This is a genomic window from Methylobacterium sp. HMF5984, from assembly GCF_045033435.1.
In the GTDB taxonomy this organism is placed as follows: Bacteria; Pseudomonadota; Alphaproteobacteria; order Rhizobiales; family Beijerinckiaceae; genus Methylobacterium.
In genome coordinates this window covers 1632868-1653877 of record NZ_JBJFLN010000001.1, presented here as the reverse complement: position 1 = coordinate 1653877, position 21010 = coordinate 1632868, and the positions used below count along the sequence as shown (strand labels likewise).

Annotated in this window: 20 protein-coding genes and 1 riboswitch; of the genes, 10 read left to right on the top strand and 10 right to left on the bottom strand. The window is 69.6% G+C overall.

The genetic code is table 11. From position 1 onward, the window contains the following. Positions 1–57: 57 nt before the first annotated feature. Positions 58–186: riboswitch (TPP riboswitch) on the bottom strand. Between the two features lie 210 nt (positions 187–396). Next, positions 397–900: a TIGR02281 family clan AA aspartic protease gene (locus tag ACFZ8E_RS07865; RefSeq protein ID WP_243934744.1), complete on the top strand. Its 504-nt coding sequence runs from the start codon at positions 397–399 to the stop codon at positions 898–900. A gap of 8 nt (positions 901–908) precedes the next feature. Here ACFZ8E_RS07865 and ACFZ8E_RS07860 read toward each other — a convergent pair whose 3' ends face one another. The 4 genes from ACFZ8E_RS07860 to ACFZ8E_RS07845 form a co-directional block, all read right to left on the bottom strand. Further along, positions 909–2168: an adenylate/guanylate cyclase domain-containing protein gene (locus tag ACFZ8E_RS07860; RefSeq protein WP_147842139.1), complete on the bottom strand. Its 1260-nt coding sequence runs from the start codon at positions 2166–2168 to the stop codon at positions 909–911. Between the two features lie 173 nt (positions 2169–2341). Next, positions 2342–4336 (bottom strand): RNA polymerase sigma factor RpoD, encoded by a 1995-nt coding sequence (rpoD, locus tag ACFZ8E_RS07855; RefSeq protein ID WP_405042532.1) that lies wholly within the window; start codon positions 4334–4336, stop codon positions 2342–2344. A gap of 196 nt (positions 4337–4532) precedes the next feature. Next, the gene (gene dnaG / locus ACFZ8E_RS07850; RefSeq protein WP_405042531.1) at positions 4533–6443 is read right to left on the bottom strand and encodes a DNA primase; all 1911 of its coding nucleotides are present in this window, start codon (positions 6441–6443) and stop codon (positions 4533–4535) included. 200 nt (positions 6444–6643) lie between these two features. Then, entirely contained in the window at positions 6644–7105 is a 462-nt protein-coding gene (locus ACFZ8E_RS07845; protein WP_243937646.1) for a GatB/YqeY domain-containing protein, read from the bottom strand. Between the two features lie 190 nt (positions 7106–7295). On the opposite strand from ACFZ8E_RS07845, the gene carA reads away from it, so the two are divergent. The 4 genes from carA (at position 7296) to ACFZ8E_RS07825 (ending at position 9520) form a co-directional block, all read left to right on the top strand. Further along, the gene (carA, locus tag ACFZ8E_RS07840; RefSeq protein ID WP_405042530.1) at positions 7296–8555 is read left to right on the top strand and encodes a glutamine-hydrolyzing carbamoyl-phosphate synthase small subunit; all 1260 of its coding nucleotides are present in this window, start codon (positions 7296–7298) and stop codon (positions 8553–8555) included. A 157-nt stretch (positions 8556–8712) separates the two neighbouring features. Then, positions 8713–9042: a hypothetical protein gene (locus tag ACFZ8E_RS07835; protein WP_147728665.1), complete on the top strand. Its 330-nt coding sequence runs from the start codon at positions 8713–8715 to the stop codon at positions 9040–9042. Next, positions 9042–9359 carry a hypothetical protein gene (locus ACFZ8E_RS07830; RefSeq protein ID WP_405042529.1) on the top strand — a complete coding sequence of 106 codons (318 nt, stop codon included), beginning with the start codon at positions 9042–9044 and terminating at the stop codon, positions 9357–9359. Before ACFZ8E_RS07835 ends, ACFZ8E_RS07830 begins: the two co-directional genes overlap by 1 nt. Then, on the top strand, positions 9356–9520 hold the full coding sequence (locus tag ACFZ8E_RS07825; protein ID WP_405042528.1) for a hypothetical protein: 165 nt from the start codon (positions 9356–9358) through the stop codon (positions 9518–9520). The genes ACFZ8E_RS07830 and ACFZ8E_RS07825 overlap by 4 nt, the downstream gene beginning before the upstream one ends. A gap of 293 nt (positions 9521–9813) precedes the next feature. On the opposite strand, the gene typA is transcribed toward ACFZ8E_RS07825, so the two are convergent. The 4 genes from typA to ACFZ8E_RS07805 form a co-directional block, all read right to left on the bottom strand. Continuing rightward, a complete protein-coding gene (gene typA, locus ACFZ8E_RS07820) occupies positions 9814–11646 on the bottom strand; it encodes a translational GTPase TypA (RefSeq protein WP_147728668.1) in 1833 nt (610 codons plus the stop codon). Between the two features lie 155 nt (positions 11647–11801). Next, on the bottom strand, positions 11802–12149 hold the full coding sequence (locus ACFZ8E_RS07815) for a DUF3325 domain-containing protein (RefSeq protein ID WP_405042527.1): 348 nt from the start codon (positions 12147–12149) through the stop codon (positions 11802–11804). After that, a complete protein-coding gene (locus ACFZ8E_RS07810) occupies positions 12146–13684 on the bottom strand; it encodes a PepSY-associated TM helix domain-containing protein (RefSeq protein ID WP_405042526.1) in 1539 nt (512 codons plus the stop codon). Before ACFZ8E_RS07810 ends, ACFZ8E_RS07815 begins: the two co-directional genes overlap by 4 nt. Then, complete coding sequence (locus ACFZ8E_RS07805; RefSeq protein ID WP_243937300.1) at positions 13681–13998, bottom strand: iron transporter; 318 nt, start codon at positions 13996–13998, stop codon at positions 13681–13683. Before ACFZ8E_RS07805 ends, ACFZ8E_RS07810 begins: the two co-directional genes overlap by 4 nt. 270 nt (positions 13999–14268) lie before the next feature. Between ACFZ8E_RS07805 and minC (ACFZ8E_RS07800) the strand changes: the two genes are divergently transcribed. The 5 genes from minC (ACFZ8E_RS07800) (at position 14269) to ACFZ8E_RS07780 (ending at position 17704) form a co-directional block, all read left to right on the top strand. Continuing rightward, complete coding sequence (gene minC, locus ACFZ8E_RS07800) at positions 14269–15012, top strand: septum site-determining protein MinC (protein ID WP_243937298.1); 744 nt, start codon at positions 14269–14271, stop codon at positions 15010–15012. Positions 15013–15326: 314 nt separating this feature from the next. Beyond that, positions 15327–15944, top strand: coding sequence for a septum site-determining protein MinC (gene minC / locus ACFZ8E_RS07795; RefSeq protein WP_147726438.1), 618 nt, complete (start codon positions 15327–15329; stop codon positions 15942–15944). A 53-nt stretch (positions 15945–15997) separates the two neighbouring features. Then, the gene (gene minD, locus ACFZ8E_RS07790; protein WP_147726435.1) at positions 15998–16813 is read left to right on the top strand and encodes a septum site-determining protein MinD; all 816 of its coding nucleotides are present in this window, start codon (positions 15998–16000) and stop codon (positions 16811–16813) included. Next, complete coding sequence (gene minE, locus ACFZ8E_RS07785) at positions 16810–17136, top strand: cell division topological specificity factor MinE (protein ID WP_243988754.1); 327 nt, start codon at positions 16810–16812, stop codon at positions 17134–17136. The genes minD and minE overlap by 4 nt, the downstream gene beginning before the upstream one ends. Before the next feature lie 166 nt (positions 17137–17302). Continuing rightward, positions 17303–17704, top strand: coding sequence for a PRC-barrel domain-containing protein (locus tag ACFZ8E_RS07780; RefSeq protein ID WP_147726433.1), 402 nt, complete (start codon positions 17303–17305; stop codon positions 17702–17704). A 65-nt stretch (positions 17705–17769) separates the two neighbouring features. Here the strand turns inward: ACFZ8E_RS07780 and ACFZ8E_RS07775 are convergent, their stop codons facing one another. Both ACFZ8E_RS07775 and glgB read right to left on the bottom strand, forming a co-directional pair. Continuing rightward, the gene (locus tag ACFZ8E_RS07775; protein ID WP_405042525.1) at positions 17770–18642 is read right to left on the bottom strand and encodes an alpha/beta fold hydrolase; all 873 of its coding nucleotides are present in this window, start codon (positions 18640–18642) and stop codon (positions 17770–17772) included. Between the two features lie 67 nt (positions 18643–18709). Beyond that, complete coding sequence (gene glgB, locus ACFZ8E_RS07770) at positions 18710–20998, bottom strand: 1,4-alpha-glucan branching protein GlgB (protein WP_405042524.1); 2289 nt, start codon at positions 20996–20998, stop codon at positions 18710–18712. Positions 20999–21010: the final 12 nt, after the last annotated feature.

The following is a 21010-nucleotide window of genomic DNA, read 5'->3' as shown; positions in this document are numbered from 1 at the left end:
TCGCAGAGACCGGGCCTGACGCTTCGTCTGAGAAGCTGGGGCACCCCGTCGTCGAAGACGGCGCCCACGGTCCAATCCCTACGCCGGTGTGAACCGGATCAGGTTCGAAGGATTTCCGCGCCGCGGGCCCTCACGAGCCTGCCAGCGGTTTCTCAGCCCCTTGCCGGGGATCTCCCTGGAACACCGCAGATGTGGTCCCGCCGGCCGCCTCGGTCAACCCCGCGGGCCGATCCCCTCCTGCGGATGCGCGCGATTCGTCGTCGCGCCGAGACGGACCGGAAACCCTGTCGGCAGATGGCCGCGCGGTTCCGTCCGGCGGCGGGCATGCCGCCACGCATCGTTCACCGGCGTCATGCTCGTCTAAGCGTCCTCGATCGGCGGGGGCGAAGGTAGGCGATGCGGACGATCCTGATGCTCTGCCTCGCGGCCGGCCTCGTCGCGGGGGTGCTCGGAGGCATCGGCAACCGCCTGACCAGCCGCAAGGCCGCGGCCCCACCGGTGCCGACGGTGCAACTGGTTGCGTCCGCGCCGACGGCGATCGCGCTCGGCGCCGACCGCAACGGCCACTTCCTCGCCGACGCGCTGGTCGACGGGCGATCGCTGCGCATGATGGTCGACACCGGGGCCACGACGTGCAGCTTCGCGGAAGAGGATGCCGCCCGCCTCGGCATCGTCGTCGGGCCGCGGGACTTCACGCGCCCGGTGATGACCGCCAACGGGACGATCCGCGTCGCGCCGGTGCGGATCGGCACGATCCGGATCGGGCCCGTCACCGTGCGCGACGTCGAGGCCGTGATTGTCCCGAGCGGACGCCTCGGCACGAACCTCCTCGGCATGTCGTTCCTGAAGCGCGTGCGCGACTTCAGCATCGCCGGCGGGACGATGACGCTGCGGGGCTGAGGCCCGCCTCAGCCCTGGCCGCGGTGCGGCTTCGGGCGCGGGCGATAGACCATCATCGGCTCGGCGAACCCGTCGAGCACGTGCTCGCCGAGCGGCACCGGATCGCCCCACAGGAAGTCGACGAAGGGCTTCGACATCAGCAGCGGCTCGCCGAGCGTCTTGTTGAGCCGGGCGATGCGGCTCGCCATGTTCACGTCGCGGCCGATGACCGTGAAGTCGAGGCGCGTGCCCGAGCCGACGTTGCCGTAGGCCGCCTCGCCGTGATGGAGCGCGATGCCGGCCATCATCGGCACTGTGAATTGGTGGAGGGTGTTGGCCTCCTCCAGCGCCGCGAGCGCACTTTGTGCCGCCGTCAGCGCCCCCTTGGCGGCGCCGCCGAGGTCGTCACCCGGCTCGCGGAAGATGGCAAGCAGGCCGTCGCCGAGATACTTCAGCACCTCGCCGCCCTCCCGCTCGATCGGCGGCACGAGACAGTCGAAGAAGATGTTGAGCAGATCGACCGCCTCTTCCGGCGTCATGTTCGCCGAGATGCGGGTGTAGTCGCGCATGTCGGCGAACAGGATCGCCGAGCGGATGCGCTTCACCTGCCCGCGGCGGATATCGCCCGACAGGATGGCGCGGTGCGGCTCGTCGCCGACGTAGATGCGCAGCACCGTGTCGAGCTGCTTGGTGACGATCCGCATCTCCATCACCGCGGCCAGGGCCGGCATGATGAAGCGCAGGATCGCCACGTCCTCGTCGCGGAATCCGTCCGGGTCGCGGGTGGCGAAGGTGATGCCGTTATGCGTGCCGTTGGTGAAGAACAGCGGCACCACGATGTAGTGGCGGTAACCGGCGGCCCTCAGGTCGGGGATCACCGAGTAGGCGTCGTCCGGCGTCTCGGCGAGGTCGAGGATCAGCCATTCGCCGTCCTCGTGCACCTTGCGGAACGGGCTCGCCGCGTAGGCGCGCTCGGAGGCTTCGCCGTGCGGGAACAGGCGCACCGTCGTGCCGGACTCGCGCGTCCAGATGCGGCCGATGCCGGAATATTCCGAGTGCAGCGTATCGATCGCCGTCGAGGTCCGGTCCACCGGAACGCCGACCGCGTTGAGGCGCTCGGCGAAGCCCGCGATCAAGTCGTCGGGCTCGGGCAGGCGGGCGCCCTCGCTCAGCAGCCAGTCGCGGATCGCGACGCAATCCTGCAGCGCGCCGAACGGCACGTCGTCCGCCTCCGAGCCGTCGGCTGCGGCGGTCGGCGGCACGGGTGGATGCTGGCGACGCTCAAGCATACGGCCAAGGTGGGTTCACGAACCGCCAAAGCAAGGTTCCGGCTGACGATGGCGAGATCGATCCGGATCGAAGACCATCATCCCTTCGCCGCCTGGAACGCGAGATCGCGCCGCGAGCACGGCGCGATCCGACGATCGCATTTCGGCGAATTCGAGAATGGCGTATCCGACGCTCAGTTGTCCAGGAAGCTCCGCAGCTTCCGGCTCCGGCTCGGATGCTTCAGCTTACGCAGGGCCTTCGCCTCGATCTGACGGATGCGCTCGCGGGTCACCGAGAACTGCTGGCCGACCTCCTCGAGGGTGTGGTCGGTGTTCATGCCGATGCCGAAGCGCATGCGGAGCACCCGCTCCTCGCGCGGGGTCAACGAGGCGAGGACGCGCGTCGTGGTCTCGCGGAGGTTGCTCTGGATCGCCGCGTCGATCGGCAGGACGACGTTCTTGTCCTCGATGAAGTCGCCGAGGTGGCTGTCCTCCTCGTCGCCGATGGGCGTCTCGAGGGAGATCGGCTCCTTGGCGATCTTCAGGACTTTTCGGACTTTCTCGAGCGGCATGGCCAGCTTCTCGGCCAGCTCCTCCGGGGTCGGCTCCCGCCCGATCTCGTGCAGCATCTGGCGCGAGGTGCGGACGATCTTGTTGATCGTCTCGATCATGTGCACCGGGATGCGGATGGTGCGCGCCTGGTCGGCGATCGAGCGGGTGATCGCCTGGCGGATCCACCAGGTGGCGTAGGTCGAGAACTTGTAGCCGCGGCGGTACTCGAACTTGTCGACCGCCTTCATCAGGCCGATGTTGCCCTCCTGGATCAGGTCCAGGAACTGCAGGCCGCGGTTGGTGTACTTCTTGGCGATCGAGATCACGAGGCGGAGGTTGGCCTCGATCATCTCCTTCTTGGCCTGGCGGGCTTCGCGCTCGCCCTTCTGGACCATGTTGACGATCTTGCGGTACTCGCCGATCTCCAGGCCCGTCTCGGAGGCGAGCGTCAGGATCTGCTCGCGCAGGTCCGAGACCTGCTTCGAGCCCTTCTCGACGAGGTTCTTCCAGCCCTTGCCGCCGAGCGTCCCGACGCGGGTCATCCAGTTCGGGTCGAGTTCCCAGCCCTGGTAGTGGCGCAGGAACTCGTCGCGGGCGACGCCGTGGCTCTCGGCGTAGCGCATCAGCCGGCCCTCGTGCGAGATGAGGCGCTTGTTGATGTCGTACAGCTGCTCGACCAGGGCCTCGATGCGGTTGTTGTTCAGCGACAGCGACTTCACGTCGGCGACGACGGTGTCCTTGAACTCGGCCTGCTTCTTCTCCTGGGCCGGCGTGGTCTTCTCGCTGTTCGCCTTGCGCTCGGTCTCCTCGTTCTGGAGCTTGCGCAGCTTGCGGTAGTTGTTGGCGATCGCGTCGAACGTCTCGAGCACGCGCGGCTTGATCTCCGCTTCCATCGCCGCGAGCGAGACGTTGTTCTCCATGTCGTCGTCGTCGTCGCCACCCTCGGGCGTCGGCGCTTCCGGCTCGGCATCCTCGCTTTCGGCGGCGGCCTCCGCGATCTGCGGGTTCTTGCCGTCGGGGCCGGCATAGGTCGCTTCGAGATCGATGATGTCGCGCAGCAGCACCTTGCCGTCGACGAGCTCGTCGCGCCAGATGATGATCGCCTGGAAGGTCAGCGGGCTCTCGCACAGGCCGGCGATCATCGCCTCGCGCCCGGCCTCGATCCGCTTGGCGATGGCGATCTCGCCCTCGCGCGACAGCAGCTCGACCGAGCCCATCTCGCGCAGGTACATCCGCACCGGATCGTCGGTGCGGTCGGTCGGCTCCTTGGTCGCGGTGACGACGGCGACGGCGCGCGTCGGGGCGACCTCGGCCACCTCCGTGCCCTCGGCGCTCTCCTCGTCGTCCGACGCCTCGCCGTTGGCCGGCTTGTCGGCGGCAGCCTCGTCGGTCTCCTCGGCCTCGACGACGTTGATGCCCATCTCGGAGAGCTGGGACAGGACGTCCTCGAGCTGGTCGGGGTCGGACTGCCCCTCGGGGAGGACCTCGTTGACCTCCTCGTAGGTGATGTAGCCGCGCTTCTTGGCGAGCTTCACCATCCGCTTGACCGAAGCATCCGTCAGGTCGAGGAGCGGCCCATCGGTCTGCTCTGCCGGAGCGGTGTCCGTCTCGTCCCGTTCCGTTGCCTTCGTCGCCATGATCAGCCTATTGTTTCGGCGCGCCACGATGCGGGGGCCTTTCGGCCACGCCGCGCCGTCGGCGCCGCAATGCGTGTGAGACCCGGGCGAACCGCTTCGACCGCGTCGTATTCTCGAGTTCGGTATGCAAGCGAGACGCTTGACCGATTGTTAACCATGCCGCGAAGGCGTGACGTATTCCGCCATCGCACAGGCCCTACGACACAGTCGAGTCGTTCGTGTCCTGCAGGTCCGCCTCGGTCTCCGCTCCCGCGATCACCGCCAAGCGCTCCTTGACGTCGCACAGCCAAGCGAAGTTCGCCTCTGTTTCTTCTTCGACGAGCGCACGTTCCGCCTGTCGGAGTTCGCTATTTAGCGCGCCGGCCTTGCGGTGCAAGATCACGGCCTGCCGCAAAGCGTCCTCCAGCTTGACGAGATCGGCGTGCGGATCGAGGGCCCAGCGGTCGCCCGGGCGCACCCGTGCCGCCAGCCGCGCGCTCGCCGCCTCGAGCCCGGCCCGCGCCAGCCGATTCTCGACCACCGCCACGTCCGGGTCCGCCGCGTCGGCGGCGCGGTCGAGCAGAACCGAGCGCAGGGCCACCGCATCCGCGTCCTCGAGATCGAGGGCGGCGAGATCCTCGGCTTCGAGCCCGAGCAGCTCGGGATGCACGAGGAGGCTCGCCACGATCATCGCCTCGCGCGAGCCGCCGCTGCCGGAGAAGCCGTTCGAGCGGGCGAGGCCCGCGCTCGGCCCGGCGGTCAGCCGCGGCGAGGGCGGCGGATCGCCGGGGCGCGGCTTGCGGACGTAGGCATTCGGCCGCCCGCCCGGCTGGTAGGCGCCACGCTGCTGCGTCGCGCCGCGCGGCGAGAGCCCGCGCAACCGCTCCTCAATCTCGTCGCGGTAGTAGCCCCGCACCGTCTCGTCGCGGATGCCGGCGACGAGGGCGCGCAGCGTCTTGGCCAGGCCCGCCCGGCGCTCGGGCGTGTCGGTCGAGCCGGTCTCGACGGCGCGGCTCCACAGCATCTCGACCAGGGGCTTGGCCGCCTCGACCACCTTGTCGATCGCGTCCGAGCCGCCCGAGCGCAGCAGGTCGTCCGGGTCCTGGCCCTCCGGCAGCATCGCGAATCGCAGCGACCGGCCCGGCTCCAGCATCGGCAGCGCCACGTCGAGGGCGCGGAAGGCGGCGCGCTGCCCAGCGCCGTCGCCGTCGAAGCACAGCACGGGCTCGTCGGCATGCCGCCACAGCAACGCCAATTGCTCCTCCGTCAGCGCGGTGCCGAGCGGAGCGACGGTGTTGGCATGGCCCGCCATCGTCATCGCGATGACGTCGACGTAGCCCTCGACAGCGATGATCGTGCCGCGATCGTGGGCGGCCTTCCGCGCCCGGTTCAGGTTGTACAGCACCTGCCCCTTGTGGAAGAGCGGCGTCTCGGGCGAGTTCAGGTACTTCGCCTTGGCGTCCGCCTGCATCGCCCGGCCGCCGAAGGCGATCACCCGGCCGCGCACGTCGGCGATCGGGAAGATGATGCGGTCGCGGAACCGGTCGTAGGGAACGGCGATGTCGTCGCCGGTCACCAGCAGGCCGAGCTCGCCCATCAGCGCCTTGTCGACGTCCTTACCCGCCAAGTGGTCGCGCAGGCCGTAGCGGTCTGCCGGAGCGTAGCCGAGGCGGAAGCTCCTGCGGATCTCGGGGCCGAGCTCGCGCCGGTCGAGGTAGGCGCGGGCGGCCGCCCCCGCGGGCGAGGCCAGCCGCTCCTCGAACCACGCGGTGGCCAGCTCCATCACCTCGATCGCGCCGCGGCGCTTGGTCTCCATCTCGCGTGTGTCGGCGGTGGGGGCCGGCAACGACACGCCGGCGTCGGCGGCGAGCCGCTCGACGGCTTCCGGGAAGCTCAGGCCTTCGGTCTCGATCAGGAAACTGAAGATGTCGCCGTGCTTGCCGGACGAGAAGCAGTGGTAGAACTGCTTCTGGTCGTTGACGTAGAAGGACGGCGTCTTCTCGGCGTTGAACGGCGACAGCCCGCGCCACTCGCGCCCGGCCTTCTTCAGCTTGACCCGCCGGCCGACCACGTCGGAGGCGGGAAGCCGGTTGCGGATCTCTTCGAGGATGTGGGGCGGGTAGCGCACGGAGATGCGGGACTCGAATGTCGTTGGCCGCCGAGTATAGCGCTTTCGGTCCTAACGAGTCCTCCGGGTCGAATCGCCCGATCCAGGCGGCCGGCCGGCGCGCCGGATCGACCCTTCGATCGTAACGACTCGCCGCGTCGACGCGGGGCTGCGTGCCAACGCGGAAGCGCGCAGAAAGGACCTCCGTGCCTGAGGTGCCCTCACGCCTTGGCGTTCAGCGCCGCCTTTACCAGCCCGCTCGCCTTCGCGAAGTCCATGCGGCCGGCATAGGCGCCCTTCAGCACGGCGATCACCTTGCCCATGTCCTTCGGGCCGGCGGCGCCCGCCTCGGCGATCGCGGCGTCGACGGCCGCCTTGGTCTCGGTCTCGTCCATCTGCCGGGGCAGGTAGCCCTCGATGATCGCGATCTCGGCGCGCTCGTTCTCGGCGAGCTCCGGCCGGCCGCCCTGCTCGTAGACGGAGGCCGATTCGGCGCGCTGCTTGATCATCTTCTGCAGCAGCGCCAGGATCTCGTCGTCGGTCGCCGGCTCCTTGCCGAGCCCGCGCGCCTCGATGTCCTTGTCCTTCAGCGCCGCCTGGATCATGCGGATCGTGGCGAGCTTGGCCTTCTCGCCGGCCTTCATGGCCTCCTTCATCTCGGTGGTGAGGCGGGCGCGCAGCATCGATGTTGTCCTTGTTGTGCAGAAACGGGTGGCTGGCCTGCGGTTTGCAGCGATTGAGCCGCCTTCGACGCGGCCCCACATTGACCCCATCGCCGCGGGCTCGATAAGACCGCGGCACACGATCATCAGCCGCCCGCTCGCGCCGTCTCGACGGCGCCGGTCGAGGCCGGACATAAGCGAGATCACGCCGATGCTGCAAGACAGCGCTTCCGTGCCGAAAGACGGCGCCGCCGCTCAGGCGCGCCCCGCCCCCGCCCCCTGGGCCGAGCCCGTCGCAACCGCCCTGCTGGTTCTGGCCGACGGCACCATCCTCGAAGGCTTCGGCATCGGCCAGACCGGGATCGCCGACGGCGAGGTCTGCTTCAACACAGCGATGACCGGCTACCAGGAGATCCTGACGGATCCGTCCTATGCCGGGCAGATCGTCACCTTCACCTTCCCGCATATCGGCAACACCGGCACCAACGACGAGGACCTCGAGAGCCTCGACGCGGCCCCGGCCTCGGGCGTGCGTGGCACGGTGATCGCCTCGGCCGTGACGCAGCCGTCGAGCTGGCGCTCGTCGTCCCACCTCGATGCGTGGCTGAAGGCCCGCGGCATCCTCGGCATCACCGGGATCGACACCCGCGCGCTGACCGCCCGCATCCGCGACCACGGCATGCCGAACGCGGTGATCGCCAACGACCCCCAGGGCAACTTCGACCGCGAGGCCCTGAAGGCGCGCGCCGCCGCGCTGGCGCCGATGGAAGGTCTCGACCTCGTGCCCCCGGTCACCAGCCGCGAGCGCTCCGACTGGAGCGAATCGACCTGGACGGTGAAGGCCGGCTACGGCCGCGGCGTTCCGGGCGAGGGCCTGCGCGTCGTCGCGATCGATTACGGGGTGAAGCGCAACATCCTGCGGCTGCTGGCCGAGGCCGGCTGCTCGGTCACGGTCGTGCCGGCCACCACCAGTGCGGCCGACATCCTGGCGTTGAAACCCGACGGCGTCTTCCTCTCGAACGGCCCCGGCGATCCGGCGGCGACCGGCGAGTACGCCGTCCCGGTGATCCGCGAGCTGCTCGCTGAGAAGGTGCCGACCTTCGGCATCTGCCTCGGCCATCAGCTGATGGGGCTCGCGCTCGGCGGCCGCACGGTGAAGATGGGCCAGGGCCATCACGGCGCGAACCATCCGGTCAAGGACAAGACCACCGGCAAGGTCGAGATCGTCTCGATGAACCACGGCTTCGCCGTCGATCCGGCGAGCCTGCCGGAGACCGCGGTCGAGACCCACGTCTCGCTGTTCGACGGCTCGAATTGCGGTCTGACGCTCACCGACCGGCCTGCCTTCTCGGTGCAGCACCACCCGGAAGCCTCGCCGGGCCCGCGCGACAGCCACTACCTGTTCGAGCGGTTCGTGACGCTGATGCGCTCGGGCACGCCGGAATCCCGCAAGCCCGAGACGGCCGCCTGATCGACCGGTTCCGCCGCCCTCGCGACGCCGAAGACGCCGCGTTGCGCCATGTGGCGGGCGGGGCGCGTGACGATCGCGCCCGGCGGTCGGAAGCAACCGCCGCCTGCCGTCGGTGTTGTTGGTCCACACGATGGATCGACAGCCCGAAAGGCGCATCATGGCCGAGCACGACGCAGACCGCCCCTCGCTGAAGGGGTTTTCCGCGAACGCGGACCGCAACGGGCAGGATCTCGGGCAGGATTCGCCCCTCGACGTCGGCAGCCCGGCCCGGACCCAGGCCGATCTGAAGGGCGACCCGGCGGGCGAGGCCGAGACCGCGCGGATCGCCTCGGGTATGCCGAGCGAGGACGCGACCGACCAGACCGAGGCCGAGACGCCGGCCGAGAACCTGCGGGCGATCCGCGGCGAGGGTCAGCCGGGCGCCTCCGCCTCCGAGGCGATCGACCGTGCCACCGCGCCGGTCGGCCACGACGACGGCAAGCGCTGATGGCCCGCGACACGGACGAGGCCTCGCAGACCGTCACCCGCAAGCCGGACGATCAGGTCGGCAGCAGCGGCGAGCCCGCGGCCGGCGGCGGCGGCCACACCGCCGAGCAGTCGTCGATCACCGACATGGGCACGGGCGGCAAGTCCGACCCCGAGCGCAAGTCCGACTGGAAGCAGGGCGGCGAGCCCGGCCGCGCTCCGCCGACGCCCGGCGGTTCGTCGGGCGGGCATTCCGACCAGAAGGCGTCGCGCGGCCCGCAGGCCGACGAGACCGTCGCCTCCGGGCATTACAAGGCCGAGCGCGAGGAGGGCGAATGAGCGATCACGACAAGCCGACGGACGAGACGCCGGACACGAAGAAGCCCGCGAATTCCGCACCCGACGCGGTGATGGACCCGAACGAGAAGACCGAGGGCCATCCGGGCATGGGGCCGAAGGGCGGCGGCACTGACAAGGATACCGACCCGGGCGGCGGGTGAGAGTCGCCGCCGGAGCCCTCCTCTTGTCGGGAGCCCTCGCTCCCTCGTCGCGGCAGACGCACCTTCCCTCCCCCCTCTGCGGGGGAGGGTGGGCCTCGCGTGAGCGAGGGTCGGGAGAGGGGAGCGACCTCTCCGGACAGCGCGCTCCCCTCTCCCGACCCTCTTCGCGGGCCGCCTCCCCCGCGGAGGGGGGAGGGAGCTGCCCCTATTTCGATAGCGTCACGATATCGACCCAACGAAAAAGGGCCGGGCGATCGCCGCCCGGCCCTTCGTATTCCGATCCTTATGGATCCTCAGCTCGCGCTGCTCGCCGCTCCGCCCGAGCGCTCGAAGCGCTTGCGGTCGTTCGGATCGAGGTGGGTCTTGCGCAGGCGGATCGACTTCGGGGTGACTTCCATCAGCTCGTCGTCCTGAATCCAGGCGAGCGACTTCTCCAGCGTCATCCGGATCGGCGGGGTCAGGCGCACGGCCTCGTCCTTCGAGGTGGTGCGGATGTTGGTGAGCTTCTTGCCCTTGAGCACGTTCACCTCGAGGTCGTTCTCGCGGTTGTGCTCGCCGATGATCATGCCCTGGTAGACCTTGGCGCCGGGCTCGATCATCATCGGGCCGCGGTCCTCGAGGTTCCACATGGCGTAGGCCACGGCCTCGCCCTTGTCGTTCGAGATCAGCACGCCATTGCGGCGGCCGGCGATCTCGCCCTTGAAGGGCTCGTAGGCCTTGAACAGGCGGTTCATGATCGCCGTGCCGCGCGTGTCGGTCATCAGCTCGCTCTGGTAGCCGATGAGGCCACGGGTCGGTGCGTGGAAGACGAGGCGCAGGCGATCGCCGCCCGACGGACGCATCTCGATCATCTCAGCCTTGCGCTCGGACATCTTCTGCACGACGACGCCCGAGTACTCCTCGTCGACGTCGACCACGACCTCCTCGATCGGCTCGAGGATGCCGCCGTCCTCGTCCTTCGAGAGCACGACGCGGGGACGCGACACGGCGATCTCGAAGCCCTCGCGGCGCATGGTCTCGATCAGGATCGCCAGCTGCAGCTCGCCGCGACCAGAGACGAAGAAGCTGTCCTTGTCGGCGGCCTCCTCGATCTTCAGCGTGACGTTGCCCTCGCCCTCCTTGAACAGGCGGTCGCGGATCATGCGGCTGGTGACCTTGTCGCCCTCGGTGCCGGCGAGAGGCGAATCGTTGACGATGAAGGACATGGTGACGGTCGGCGGATCGATCGGCTGGGCCTGGATCGGGGTCTCGACCTGCGGGTCGCAGAACGTGTCGGCGACGGTGCCCTTCACGAGGCCGGCGATGGAAACGATGTCGCCCGCCTCGCCGACGTCGATCGGCGCCCGCTCGAGGCCGCGGAAGGCGAGGATCTTCGAGACGCGGCCGGTCTCCACGAGCTTGCCCTCGCGGTCCATCACCTTGATCGCCTGGTTCGGCTTTACGGTGCCGGAGGCGATGCGGCCGGTGATGATGCGGCCGAGGAACGGGTTGGCTTCGAGCAGGGTGCCGAGCATCCGGAACGGGCCTTCCTCGACGCGGGCCTGCGGCACGTGCTCGAGCACGAGATCGAACAACGGCGCGAGCCCTTCGCTCTGATCGCCGTCCGGCGTCGTGGCCATCCAGCCGGCGCGGCCGGACCCGTAGAGGATCGGGAAGTCGAGCTGGTCGTCGGTGGCGTCGAGCGCCGCGAACAGGTCGAACACCTCGTTCACCACTTCGGTGATGCGGGCGTCGGGACGATCGACCTTGTTGATCGCCACGATCGGGCGCAGGCCGATCTTGAGGGCCTTGCCGACCACGAACTTGGTCTGCGGCATCGGGCCTTCGGCCGCGTCCACCAGCACGATCACGCCGTCGACCATCGACAGGATGCGCTCGACCTCGCCGCCGAAGTCGGCGTGGCCGGGGGTGTCGACGATGTTGACGCGGGTATCCTTCCAGACGACCGAGGTCGCCTTGGCCAGGATGGTGATGCCGCGCTCCTTCTCGAGGTCGTTCGAGTCCATCGCCCGTTCCTCGACCCGCTGGTTGTCGCGGAAGGAGCCGGACTGCGACAGCAGCTTGTCGACGAGCGTCGTCTTGCCGTGGTCGACGTGGGCGATGATGGCGATGTTGCGCAGCTTCATGGTGTTTCCGAAGCGAGTAGAACCCGCCACGGGACGGACCGCGATTGCAGTCGGCCACGCCGGGTCGAGAACGGGTTCGAGCTATTGCGCCGCAATATAAGGAGTCGGCCTCGGCGGCAAGGGGGCAGCGGTTCTGCGGTGATCGCGAGCCCTGCTCAACCGTTCAGGGCGAGCGGCAGCGCCACGAGCGCGATCGGTAGCGCCAGCAACGCCGCCGAGCGGAGCCAGCCCGGGCGGTAGGACAGGAAGGCGACCACGAGCAGCGCCGCGCCGGTCAGGGCGCCGATCCATTGCACCGGACCGAAGTTCCAGCCTTCCAGCGCCACCGCCGCCACGAAGGAGAGGCCGATGCCGGCCCAGCCGGCGATGCGCAGGGTCCGGGCGCGGGCCGCGCCGGGACGCACCAGGAAGGCGTCGCGATGGTGACGGTCGAGGCTGAGCGCCAGCGCCGACAGTCCGGCGAAGCACAGGGCGAGGTTGAGGCCGACGACGATGGCGGTCACGCGCGCAGGGCCTCCCCGCCCGTGATGCCGGCGTCCGCCCGGAGCGCCGGCCGGAGCCGCGCCTGCCCCGCCTTCCGCGCGGCGAGCCCGAGGAGGATGCCGAGGGCGATCATCGCGGCGTCGAAGCCGAGGAAGCGCGTCTCGCCGGCGAGCGGATGCAGGCCGGTGGTGAGCGCGCCGACGACCGGCACCGCCAGGAACAGGCCTCCGACCAGCCCGAGGCCTTCGCGCCAGACCGATCCGGCCGGGCGGAGGGCGCCGGCGACCGCCACCAGCGCCCAGGCGCCGAAGAACGTTCCGACCTCCCAATCCGCGCGGGCGGCAAGGTCGAGCGGCAGCAGGCGGTTGGCCAGGAAGTAGGCGGCGATTCCGGCGGGCAGGCCGACGATGGTCCCGACGTTGAGCGTCCGCACCAGCCGCAGGCCGAAGCCTTCCGCCTCCGCCCCTTGCGGCGCCCGCGCCACGGCCCACAGCACGAGCCCGGTGGCGACGGTGGCGGCGCCCATCACCCCGCACAGGAAGAACAGCACGCGCAGGGCCGCGCCGGCGAAGTGCCCCTCGTGCAGCCCGAGCATGACGGTCGAGGTCTTGGCCGCGGCGCGGGTCGCGCCGTTGCTGCCGAGCATCGCCCCGGTCGCGCCGTCGAACGCGATCTGCGGATGCTCGTGGGGAAGCCCGTGCGGCTCCTCGAAGACCGCAAGCACGGAGGGCGTCGCGTCGGCGGGGTTGAAGACGGAGACCCCTTCCGGCGCCTCGCCCCTGGCGGCGATGCCCCGCGCGACCATGCCGGAGAGCGGCGCCAAGGTGCCGGGCTTCCCGGACGGGGCGCGCAGCTCCGGCATCAGCCCGCTGTCGACGTAGAAGCGCATCTCGTCGCCCTTGTAGGCGGAGACGACGCCCCACGGCATGTACATCGGCGCGAGGGTGACGAGGCCGGAATAGGTGATCATCAGGTGGAACGGCAGCGCGAGCACGCCGAACACGTTGTGCGCATCGAGCCAGCCGCGCTGCGAGCGACGCCGCCGGAAGGTGAAGAAGTCGGCGAAGATCCTGCGGTGGGTGACGATGCCCGAGACTAGCGCCACCAGCATCACCAGCGCGCAGGTGCCGACGATCCAGCGGCCCCAGAGCGGCGGCATGCCGAGCTCGAAATGGAAGCGGTAGAGGAAGTCGCCGCCGCGTGTGTCGCGGGCCTTGGTCGGCGTCCCGGTGGCGGGATCGAGCAGGGCCTGATGGAACGGGCCGTCCAGGCTCTTCCACCACATCACGCCGATCAGCGGCTTCTCGGGCTTCGGCAGCTCGATGTACCAGCCGGTGGCGTCGGGCATCGCCCTCTGCAGGTAGGCGGCGGCGAGGTCGGCGGAGCGGGCCGGGTCGCTCGCGGTCGCGGCGAGCTCCGGCCGCATCCACTGCGAGATCTCGGTCCGGTAGTAGCTCGCGGTGCCGGTGACGAAGACGCAAAACAGCACCCAGCCGACGACGAGGCCGGACCAGGCGTGCAGCCACGCCATCGATTGGCGAAAACCCTGCCTCATGCGGCACCGACCGCGGCGAAGCCGCCGGCGAGCCAGAGCCCGCCGCCGAGGACGGCCGCGAGCCCGGCGACCGTCAGGGCGGCACGGCCGAGCGTCGGCGCGGCGAAGACGTAGATCACCACGGCGACCATCACCGCGAAGCTCAGGAGGGTCGCCGTCGCGACCGCCTCGGAGCGGACGAGCGGCAGCGTCAACGACAGCAGGGCGGTCAGCAGCGCCGCCACCGCGTAGCCGCCGGCGACCGCGAGCACGATCCGCCCCACGACCGCGAGGCGGTAGGCCGGACGGCGGCGTGCGTCCTTCTGCGGTGCCATCGGGCCGACTCCACGGGGCTTCACGCCCTCGAAGGGCGGCGTTCCGTGCCGGGGGTAGCAAGGCGCCCTGCGGCCGCGCAACCGCTATGTTTCAGAACCATTCCAGTTCTCGCCCAACGGTTTAGCTGCCGTCGACGACGGGATTGCGGGGTGCGTCTCGAACGTGCGCGACCATCGGCGGGCGACAAGGGGCGTGGGCAAGCGCCCGGCAAGGATTGCTCCGCGGGCGCGCACGCCGCATGCAGGCAGGGTCCAGGCCCGACACGCGAGATGCCGACCCCCGTGACCCAGCCCAAGCCCGATGCGCCCCGTCCGCCGATCCGCTTCCGCGGCCGCTCGTTCATGGCGACCGTGCTCGCGCCGCTGCCCCCGATCGAGGATTGGCTCGCCGATCTCGACGCCCTGCGCCAGCGCGCACCCGCGTTCTTCGCCGGGCGCCCGGTGATCCTCGATCTCACCGGGCTCACGCTCGATCGCGACGACCTGACCGGTCTGGTGGCCGAGCTCTCGGCGCGCGCCATCGCGATCTACGGGATCGAGGGCGCGGCGCCCGCGCTGCTCGGGCCGGGCCTGCCGCCGGCGCTGGCGGGAGGGCGGCCGACCGGGGAGATCGAGATCCCCGAGGCCGAAGCCCCCTCCCCCGAGGCGGCCGTGCCGGCGCCGCCCGCGCAGGCTTCGGCCGTCTCGCTGATCCTCGACGCACCGGTGCGCTCGGGCCAGGCGGTCCTGCATCTCGAAGGCGACGTGACGGTGATGGGCGCCGTCGCCTCGGGCGCCGAGGTGATCGCCGGCGGCTCGATCCACGTCTACGGCGCCCTGCGCGGCCGTGCGATCGCCGGTGCCGCCGGCAACCCGAACGCGCGGATCTGGTGCCGCAAGTTCGAGCCCGAGCTGATCGCGATCGACGGCCTGTACAAGGCCGCCGACGACCTCGATCCGAGCTTCACCGGCCAGGGCGTCGAGGTGCGGCTCGTCGAGGACGCGATCCGCTTGGCGCTGCTGGAGCGCGGCTGAGCCGACATCACAGGATCCGGGCATGAGATTGCGACAGGATCCTCATCCTTAACCGTTCGGTAACCATATCCGCCGTCAATGATCCGGTAAGGAATCGTTGACCCGTGAAAATACAGATCGTTCCGGACCCCGACCGTCCCGTTCCGGCACAGCCCGAGAAAGCCGTTTCCCTGGAGACGGTTGCTGCGCCCGCCGGCACCGAATCGTCCGCGCCCGAGCCGGCTACGGCAGCCTCGGACCCGGCAAAACCTGCCGCCCCGACGAAGCCCGCCGCCCGACGCGCCCTCGCCTTTCGAGGCCGTGCGTTCAAGGCGATGGCGCTGAAGCCCGAGCCGCCGCTCGCCGACTGGCTGGCGGACCTCGACGCGGCGCTCAAGCGCTCGCCGACCCTGTTCGACGGGCGCGCGATCATCCTCGATCTCGGCGCCCTGCGCCCGGACCACGACGCGCTGCAGGCGCTGGTGGCCGACCTCGTCGGACGACGCGTCCGCATCCTCGGCTTCGAGGGCGTGGAAACGATCGCACCCGGCCTGCCGCCGCTGCTCGTCGGCGGGCGTCCGGCGACCAATCTTGATCTGCCGAAGGTGCCGGACGAGCCGGTCTCCACCTCGATCACCATCGAGGGCTCGGTCCGCTCCGGGCAGACGGTGGTGCATCCCACCGGGGACGTCACGGTGATGGGCTCGGTCTCGTCCGGGGCGGAGATCCTCGCGGGCGGCTCCATCCACATCTACGGCGCGCTGCGCGGCCGGGCGATCGCGGGCGCCGCCCGCAACCCGCGGGCCCGCATCTACTGCCGCAAGTTCCAGCCCGAGCTGCTCGGGATCGATCGCCTTGTCCGCACGGCCGAGGACATCGGAACGCAGCTGCAGGGCAAACCCGTACAGATCTGGCTCGACGGCGGCGCGATCCGCATGGCCGGCCTGGACTGACTTTCGAACTTTCAGAACTCGATCCGATCACCGCAGATCAAGGAGCGACACGCGTGGCAAAGGTTTTGGTCGTCACATCGGGCAAGGGCGGCGTCGGCAAGACGACGACAACAGCGGCACTCGGTGCCGCGATCGCGCAGGGCGGGCAGAGCGTCTGCGTCGTCGATTTCGACGTCGGCCTGCGCAACCTCGACCTCGTCATGGGTGCCGAGCGCCGGGTCGTCTACGACCTCATCAACGTGGTCAACGGCGATGCCAAGCTCAACCAGGCGGTGATCCGCGACAAGCGGCTCGAGACCCTGCACCTGCTGCCGGCCTCGCAGACCCGCGACAAGGACGCGCTCACCGACGAGGGCGTCGCCCGCGTCATGGAAGAGCTCCGCGAGAAGTTCGACTGGGTGATCTGTGATTCGCCCGCCGGCATCGAGCGGGGCGCCCAGCTCGCCATGCGCCACGCCGACGTCGCGGTGGTGGTGACCAACCCGGAAGTCTCGTCGGTGCGCGACTCCGACCGCATCATCGGCCTGCTCGACTCCAAGACGATCAAGGCCGAGCGCGGCGAGAACATGGACAAGCACCTGATCCTGACCCGCTACGACCCCGCCCGGGCCGACCGCGGCGACATGCTCAAGGTCGAGGACGTGCTCGAGATCCTCTCGATCCCGCTCCTGGCGATCATCCCCGAGAGCCAGGAAGTGCTGCGCGCCTCGAACGTCGGCTGCCCGGTGACGCTGAACAACCCGCACTGCGCGCCGGCCCGTGCCTATTCCGACGCGGTGCGCCGGCTCAAGGGCGAAGAGCTGCCGATGACCATGCCGACGGACCGCAAGTCCTTCCTCGACAAGCTGTTCCTGCGGAGGGCCGCATGACCCTCCTCGGTCTCTTCAACAAGCGCGCATCCGGCTCCGTCGCCCGCGAGCGCCTGCAACTGATCCTCGCCCACGAGCGCTCCGAGACCGGCCAGCCCGACCTCGTGATCACGCTGCGCGAGGAGATCCTGGCGGTCATCGCCAAGCACGTCTCGGTCGAGCGCGACAAGGTCAAGATCACGCTCGAACGCGGCGAGGGCGTCTCGACGCTCGGGCTCGACATCGAGCTGCCGCTGATAGCCTCGAAGACGCGGACCGAGGCGAAGCCCGAGAAGGCGGCCCTGGAGAAGGTGGCGCCGGAGAAGCGCAAGCAAGCGGCCTGAATGGCTGCTCGGCCCGACTGCCCAGCCCGCGGATCCCAGCGATCCGCGGGCTTTTTCCGTTCGGCTTCGGGACATCGGAACAGGCGCGATTACCCACGAATCGGTGACGGAACGATCGCGGCCGCGCAGCATTCCTAGCCACCCCATTCGGGTTGTGGAGATAGCAATGCGTCGTCTGATCCTGGCATCCATGGTTGCCCTCACCGTTTCCGGCACGGCGTTCGCCGCCGAGAAGCAGACCACCCCGACCACGGCCGCGAAGTTCGTCCCGGTCCCGCAGGACGCGGTGCTGAGCTACAACCTGATCGGTCTGAACGTGATGGACGGCTCGAACAACAACGTCGGCGAGATCAAGGATCTCGCGATCGAGAACGGCAAGCTCAGCAGCTACATCCTCTCGGTCGGCGGCTTCCTCGGCATGGGCGAGCGCTACGTCTCGGTCGAGCCGTCTTCCGTGGCGCTCGGCTACGACGAGGGCGCGAAGAAGTGGAAGGCGATCATCGGCGCCACCAAGGACCAGCTCAAGGCGGCGCCCGAGTTCAAGTACGACGGCAAGTTCAAGCGCTGAACCTCAGCCTCGCGACGTTTCGCAAGCGCGTGGAAGCCCGCGGATCGAAGGATCCGCGGGCTTCCTCATGTTTCGATCTTCCCGTCGGCCAGAAAGGCGATCAGCGACGCGTTCACCGCCTCCGCCGCGTCGTGCTGGACCCAGTGGGTCGCCTCGGGAAACCACGCGATGCGGCCCGCATCGCAGAGCGCGAGGCTCGCCTCGGCGAGGCCGGATTCGAGCGCGTGGTCGCGCCGCCCCCACAGGATCAGGGTCGGCATCGTGATCCGCGGCGCGGTGCCGGGCCGCGGAAGGCGTAGCGCCCGGTACCAGTTCAGCATCGCCGTCATCGCTCCGGGCCGGGCCCAGGCCTCGGCGTAGCGATCCAGGTCCGCCGCGGTGAAGCTGCCCTTCCGCCCGGTCTTCGCAAGCGCCTGGCGCAGCACCGCACCGTCGTTCGCGGTCAGGCGCGTTTCGGGCAGGCGCGGGATCTGAAAGAAGCCGACATAGAGGCTGCGCAGCATCTGCGTCGGATGCCGCCGGACGTAGGGGCCGAAGACCGCCGGATGCGGCGCGTTTAGGATCGCCAGCCGCACGATCCGCTCGGGATGGAACGAGGCCGTCCACCACGCGACGAGGCCGCCCCAATCGTGGCCAACGAGCCGGAACGCCGCGAAGCCGTAATGGTTGGCCAGCTCGATCACGTCGGCGGCGAGCCGGTCGAGATGATAGGCGGCGAGGCCCTCGGGCTTGTCGCTGAGATTGTACCCGCGCTGGTCGGGCAGAACGAGGCGCAGGCCCGCCTCCGTCAGGGGGCCGATCTGGCGGCGCCAGCCGTACCAGAACTCTGGGAAGCCGTGCAGGAAGATCGTGGGAAGCCCGTCCGCCGGACCGGCTTCCGCGACGTGCAGGCGGATGCTCGGCAGAGTGACCGACGACGTCCGCACCGATTCGAGCAAGGCGACCTCCCCTCGTCGCGCGTCGCGGGCGGCGGGACCCCTCGGCACCGCCGCCCCAGCGATGCCCTCAGCCTTCGCGAACGAAGATCATGGTTGAGAGCGGCGGGAGGGTCAGGCTCAGGGAATGACCCTGGCCGTGGCTCTCCGCCGCGTCGGCCTCGCGGCCGCCCATGTTGCCCATGTTCGAGCCGCCGTAGATGCCGGCATCCGAGTTGAACGCCTCGCGATAGAAGCCGCCCGCCGGGACGCCGATGCGGTAGTTCTCGCGCGGCACGGGCGTGAAGTTCGAGACGACGATGGCGATCTCGCCGGCCTCGCGGCCCTTTCGGGCCCAGGCGATCACGCTGTTGTCCTGGTCGTCGGCCACCAGCCACTGGAAGCCCGCCGCCTCGGTGTCGCGGCTGTGCAGTGCCGGTGTCGAGACGTAGAGCCGGTTCAGGTCGCGGATCACGTCCTTGACGCCAGCATGGGCGGGGTCGTCGAGCAGGTGCCAGTCGAGCGACTGGTTGTGGTTCCACTCGCGCTCCTGGCCGAACTCGCCGCCCATGAAGAGCAGCTTCTTGCCGGGATGCCCCCACATGAACCCGAAATAGGCGCGCAGGTTGGCGAACTTCTGCCAGCGGTCGCCGGGCATCTTGCCGAGCAGGGAGCCTTTCCCGTGCACCACCTCGTCGTGGGACAGCGGCAGAATGAAGTTCTCGGAGAAGGCGTAGAGCAGCCCGAAGGTCAGGTCGTGGTGGTGGTAGCGGCGGTGGATCGGGTCCGTGGAGACGAAGTTCAGGGTGTCGTGCATCCACCCCATGTTCCACTTGAAGCCGAAGCCGAGCCCGCCGGTGTAGGTCGGGTGCGAGACGCCGGGCCAAGAGGTGGATTCCTCGGCGACCGTGATCGTGCCGGGGGCGTGCGCGTAGGTCGCCTCGTTGGTCTTGCGCAGGAAGTTGATCGCGTCGAGGTTCTCGTTGCCGCCGTACTGGTTCGGGATCCACTCGCCCTGGCGGCGCGAGTAGTCGAGGTAGAGCATCGAGGCGACGGCATCCACGCGCAGGCCGTCGAGGTGGTAGTGCTCGAGCCAGAACCGGGCATTGGCAGCGAGGAACGTCGCGACCTCGGCCCGGCCGAAATTGTAGATGTAGGTGCCCCAATCCTGGTGGAAGCCCTGGCGCGGGTCGGCATGCTCGTAGAGATGCGTGCCGTCGAACTGGCCGAGGCCGTGCGCGTCGAGCGGGAAGTGGCCGGGCACCCAGTCGAGCATCACGCCGATGCCGGCCTCGTGCGCCGCGTTCACGAAGGCCGCGAAGTCGTCGGGCGTGCCGTGCCGGCTCGTCGGCGCGAACAGCGAGACCGGCTGGTAGCCCCAGGAGCCGTCGAACGGGAACTCGGTGATCGGCAGCATCTCGATATGGGTGAAGCCCATTTCCTTGACGTACGGGATCAGGCGCTCGCCCATCTCCTTGTAGGTCAGGTAGCGGTTGCCCTCGTCGGGCACGCGCGCCCACGAGCCGAGATGCACCTCGTAGATCGAGATCGCGGCGTGGCGCGGATCCTTGTCGCCGCGGGTCGCCATCCACTGCTTATCGTGCCAGGCGGGCTCGCTGGTGCCCTGCAGCACGGAGGCCGTCTCCGGCGGGTGCTGCGCGGCGAAGGCGACCGGGTCGGCCTTCAGCGGCAGCAGCGCGCCGTCCGGGCCGCGGATCTCGAACTTGTAGTGCTGACCGGCCTTGAGGCCGGGCACGAACAGCTCCCACAGGCCGCCGTTCTGCCAAAGGCGCATCGGATGGCGGCGGCCGTCCCACTCGTTGAAGTCGCCGACGACGCTGACGCGGCGGGCGTTCGGCGCCCACACCGCGAAGCGGAAGCCGTCGATGCCATCGAGGCAGCCGAGCTGCGCGCCGAGGATCTTGTAGACGAGGTTGGTCCCGACCTCGCGCAGGGTGTCGACGTCGTGCTGCTCCAGCGACGAACCGAAGCCGTAGGGGTCGTGACGGCGGCGCTTGGCCCCGTCCCAGGTCTCGACCTCGATCTCGTAGAGTGGCCGGCCCTGGCTCTCGACCTTGGCGACCCAGAACCCATCCGGGTGGCGCCGCTCGAACGGCACCGCCTCGCCGCCGACGATGAGCGCGGCGGACTTCGCCTCCGGCAGCACGGCGCGGACCTCCCAGGCTCCGGGCCCGACCTGATGCGGGCCGAGCACGCTGAACGCGTCGCCGTGGTTGGCCGCCATCACCGCCGCGATCGCATCGGGATGCACGCTGTGCGTTGTGCCCGCCTGCGCGGAGCCGGACGGGGCGACATTCGAGACCGGGTTCGTGTCCGACGGATCGGTGCGGGTCGCGAAGGTCTGGTCGATGGCCGTCATTCAGGTGCCTCT

Excerpts from the sequence above, each read along its gene's own strand:
- ACFZ8E_RS07865 (WP_243934744.1), top strand. The coding sequence starts at position 397 with ATGCGGACGATCCTGATGCTCTGCCTCGCGGCCGGCCTCGTCGCGGGG.
- ACFZ8E_RS07860 (WP_147842139.1), bottom strand. The coding sequence starts at position 2,168 with ATGCTTGAGCGTCGCCAGCATCCACCCGTGCCGCCGACCGCCGCAGCC.
- rpoD (WP_405042532.1), bottom strand. The coding sequence starts at position 4,336 with ATGGCGACGAAGGCAACGGAACGGGACGAGACGGACACCGCTCCGGCA.
- ACFZ8E_RS07845 (WP_243937646.1), bottom strand. The coding sequence starts at position 7,105 with ATGCTGCGCGCCCGCCTCACCACCGAGATGAAGGAGGCCATGAAGGCC.
- carA (WP_405042530.1), top strand. The coding sequence starts at position 7,296 with ATGCTGCAAGACAGCGCTTCCGTGCCGAAAGACGGCGCCGCCGCTCAG.
- ACFZ8E_RS07835 (WP_147728665.1), top strand. The coding sequence starts at position 8,713 with ATGGCCGAGCACGACGCAGACCGCCCCTCGCTGAAGGGGTTTTCCGCG.
- ACFZ8E_RS07830 (WP_405042529.1), top strand. The coding sequence starts at position 9,042 with ATGGCCCGCGACACGGACGAGGCCTCGCAGACCGTCACCCGCAAGCCG.
- ACFZ8E_RS07825 (WP_405042528.1), top strand. The coding sequence starts at position 9,356 with ATGAGCGATCACGACAAGCCGACGGACGAGACGCCGGACACGAAGAAG.
- typA (WP_147728668.1), bottom strand. The coding sequence starts at position 11,646 with ATGAAGCTGCGCAACATCGCCATCATCGCCCACGTCGACCACGGCAAG.
- ACFZ8E_RS07810 (WP_405042526.1), bottom strand. The coding sequence starts at position 13,684 with ATGAGGCAGGGTTTTCGCCAATCGATGGCGTGGCTGCACGCCTGGTCC.
- ACFZ8E_RS07805 (WP_243937300.1), bottom strand. The coding sequence starts at position 13,998 with ATGGCACCGCAGAAGGACGCACGCCGCCGTCCGGCCTACCGCCTCGCG.
- minC (WP_243937298.1), top strand. The coding sequence starts at position 14,269 with ATGCCGACCCCCGTGACCCAGCCCAAGCCCGATGCGCCCCGTCCGCCG.
- minC (WP_147726438.1), top strand. The coding sequence starts at position 15,327 with ATGGCGCTGAAGCCCGAGCCGCCGCTCGCCGACTGGCTGGCGGACCTC.
- minE (WP_243988754.1), top strand. The coding sequence starts at position 16,810 with ATGACCCTCCTCGGTCTCTTCAACAAGCGCGCATCCGGCTCCGTCGCC.
- ACFZ8E_RS07780 (WP_147726433.1), top strand. The coding sequence starts at position 17,303 with ATGCGTCGTCTGATCCTGGCATCCATGGTTGCCCTCACCGTTTCCGGC.
- glgB (WP_405042524.1), bottom strand. The coding sequence starts at position 20,998 with ATGACGGCCATCGACCAGACCTTCGCGACCCGCACCGATCCGTCGGAC.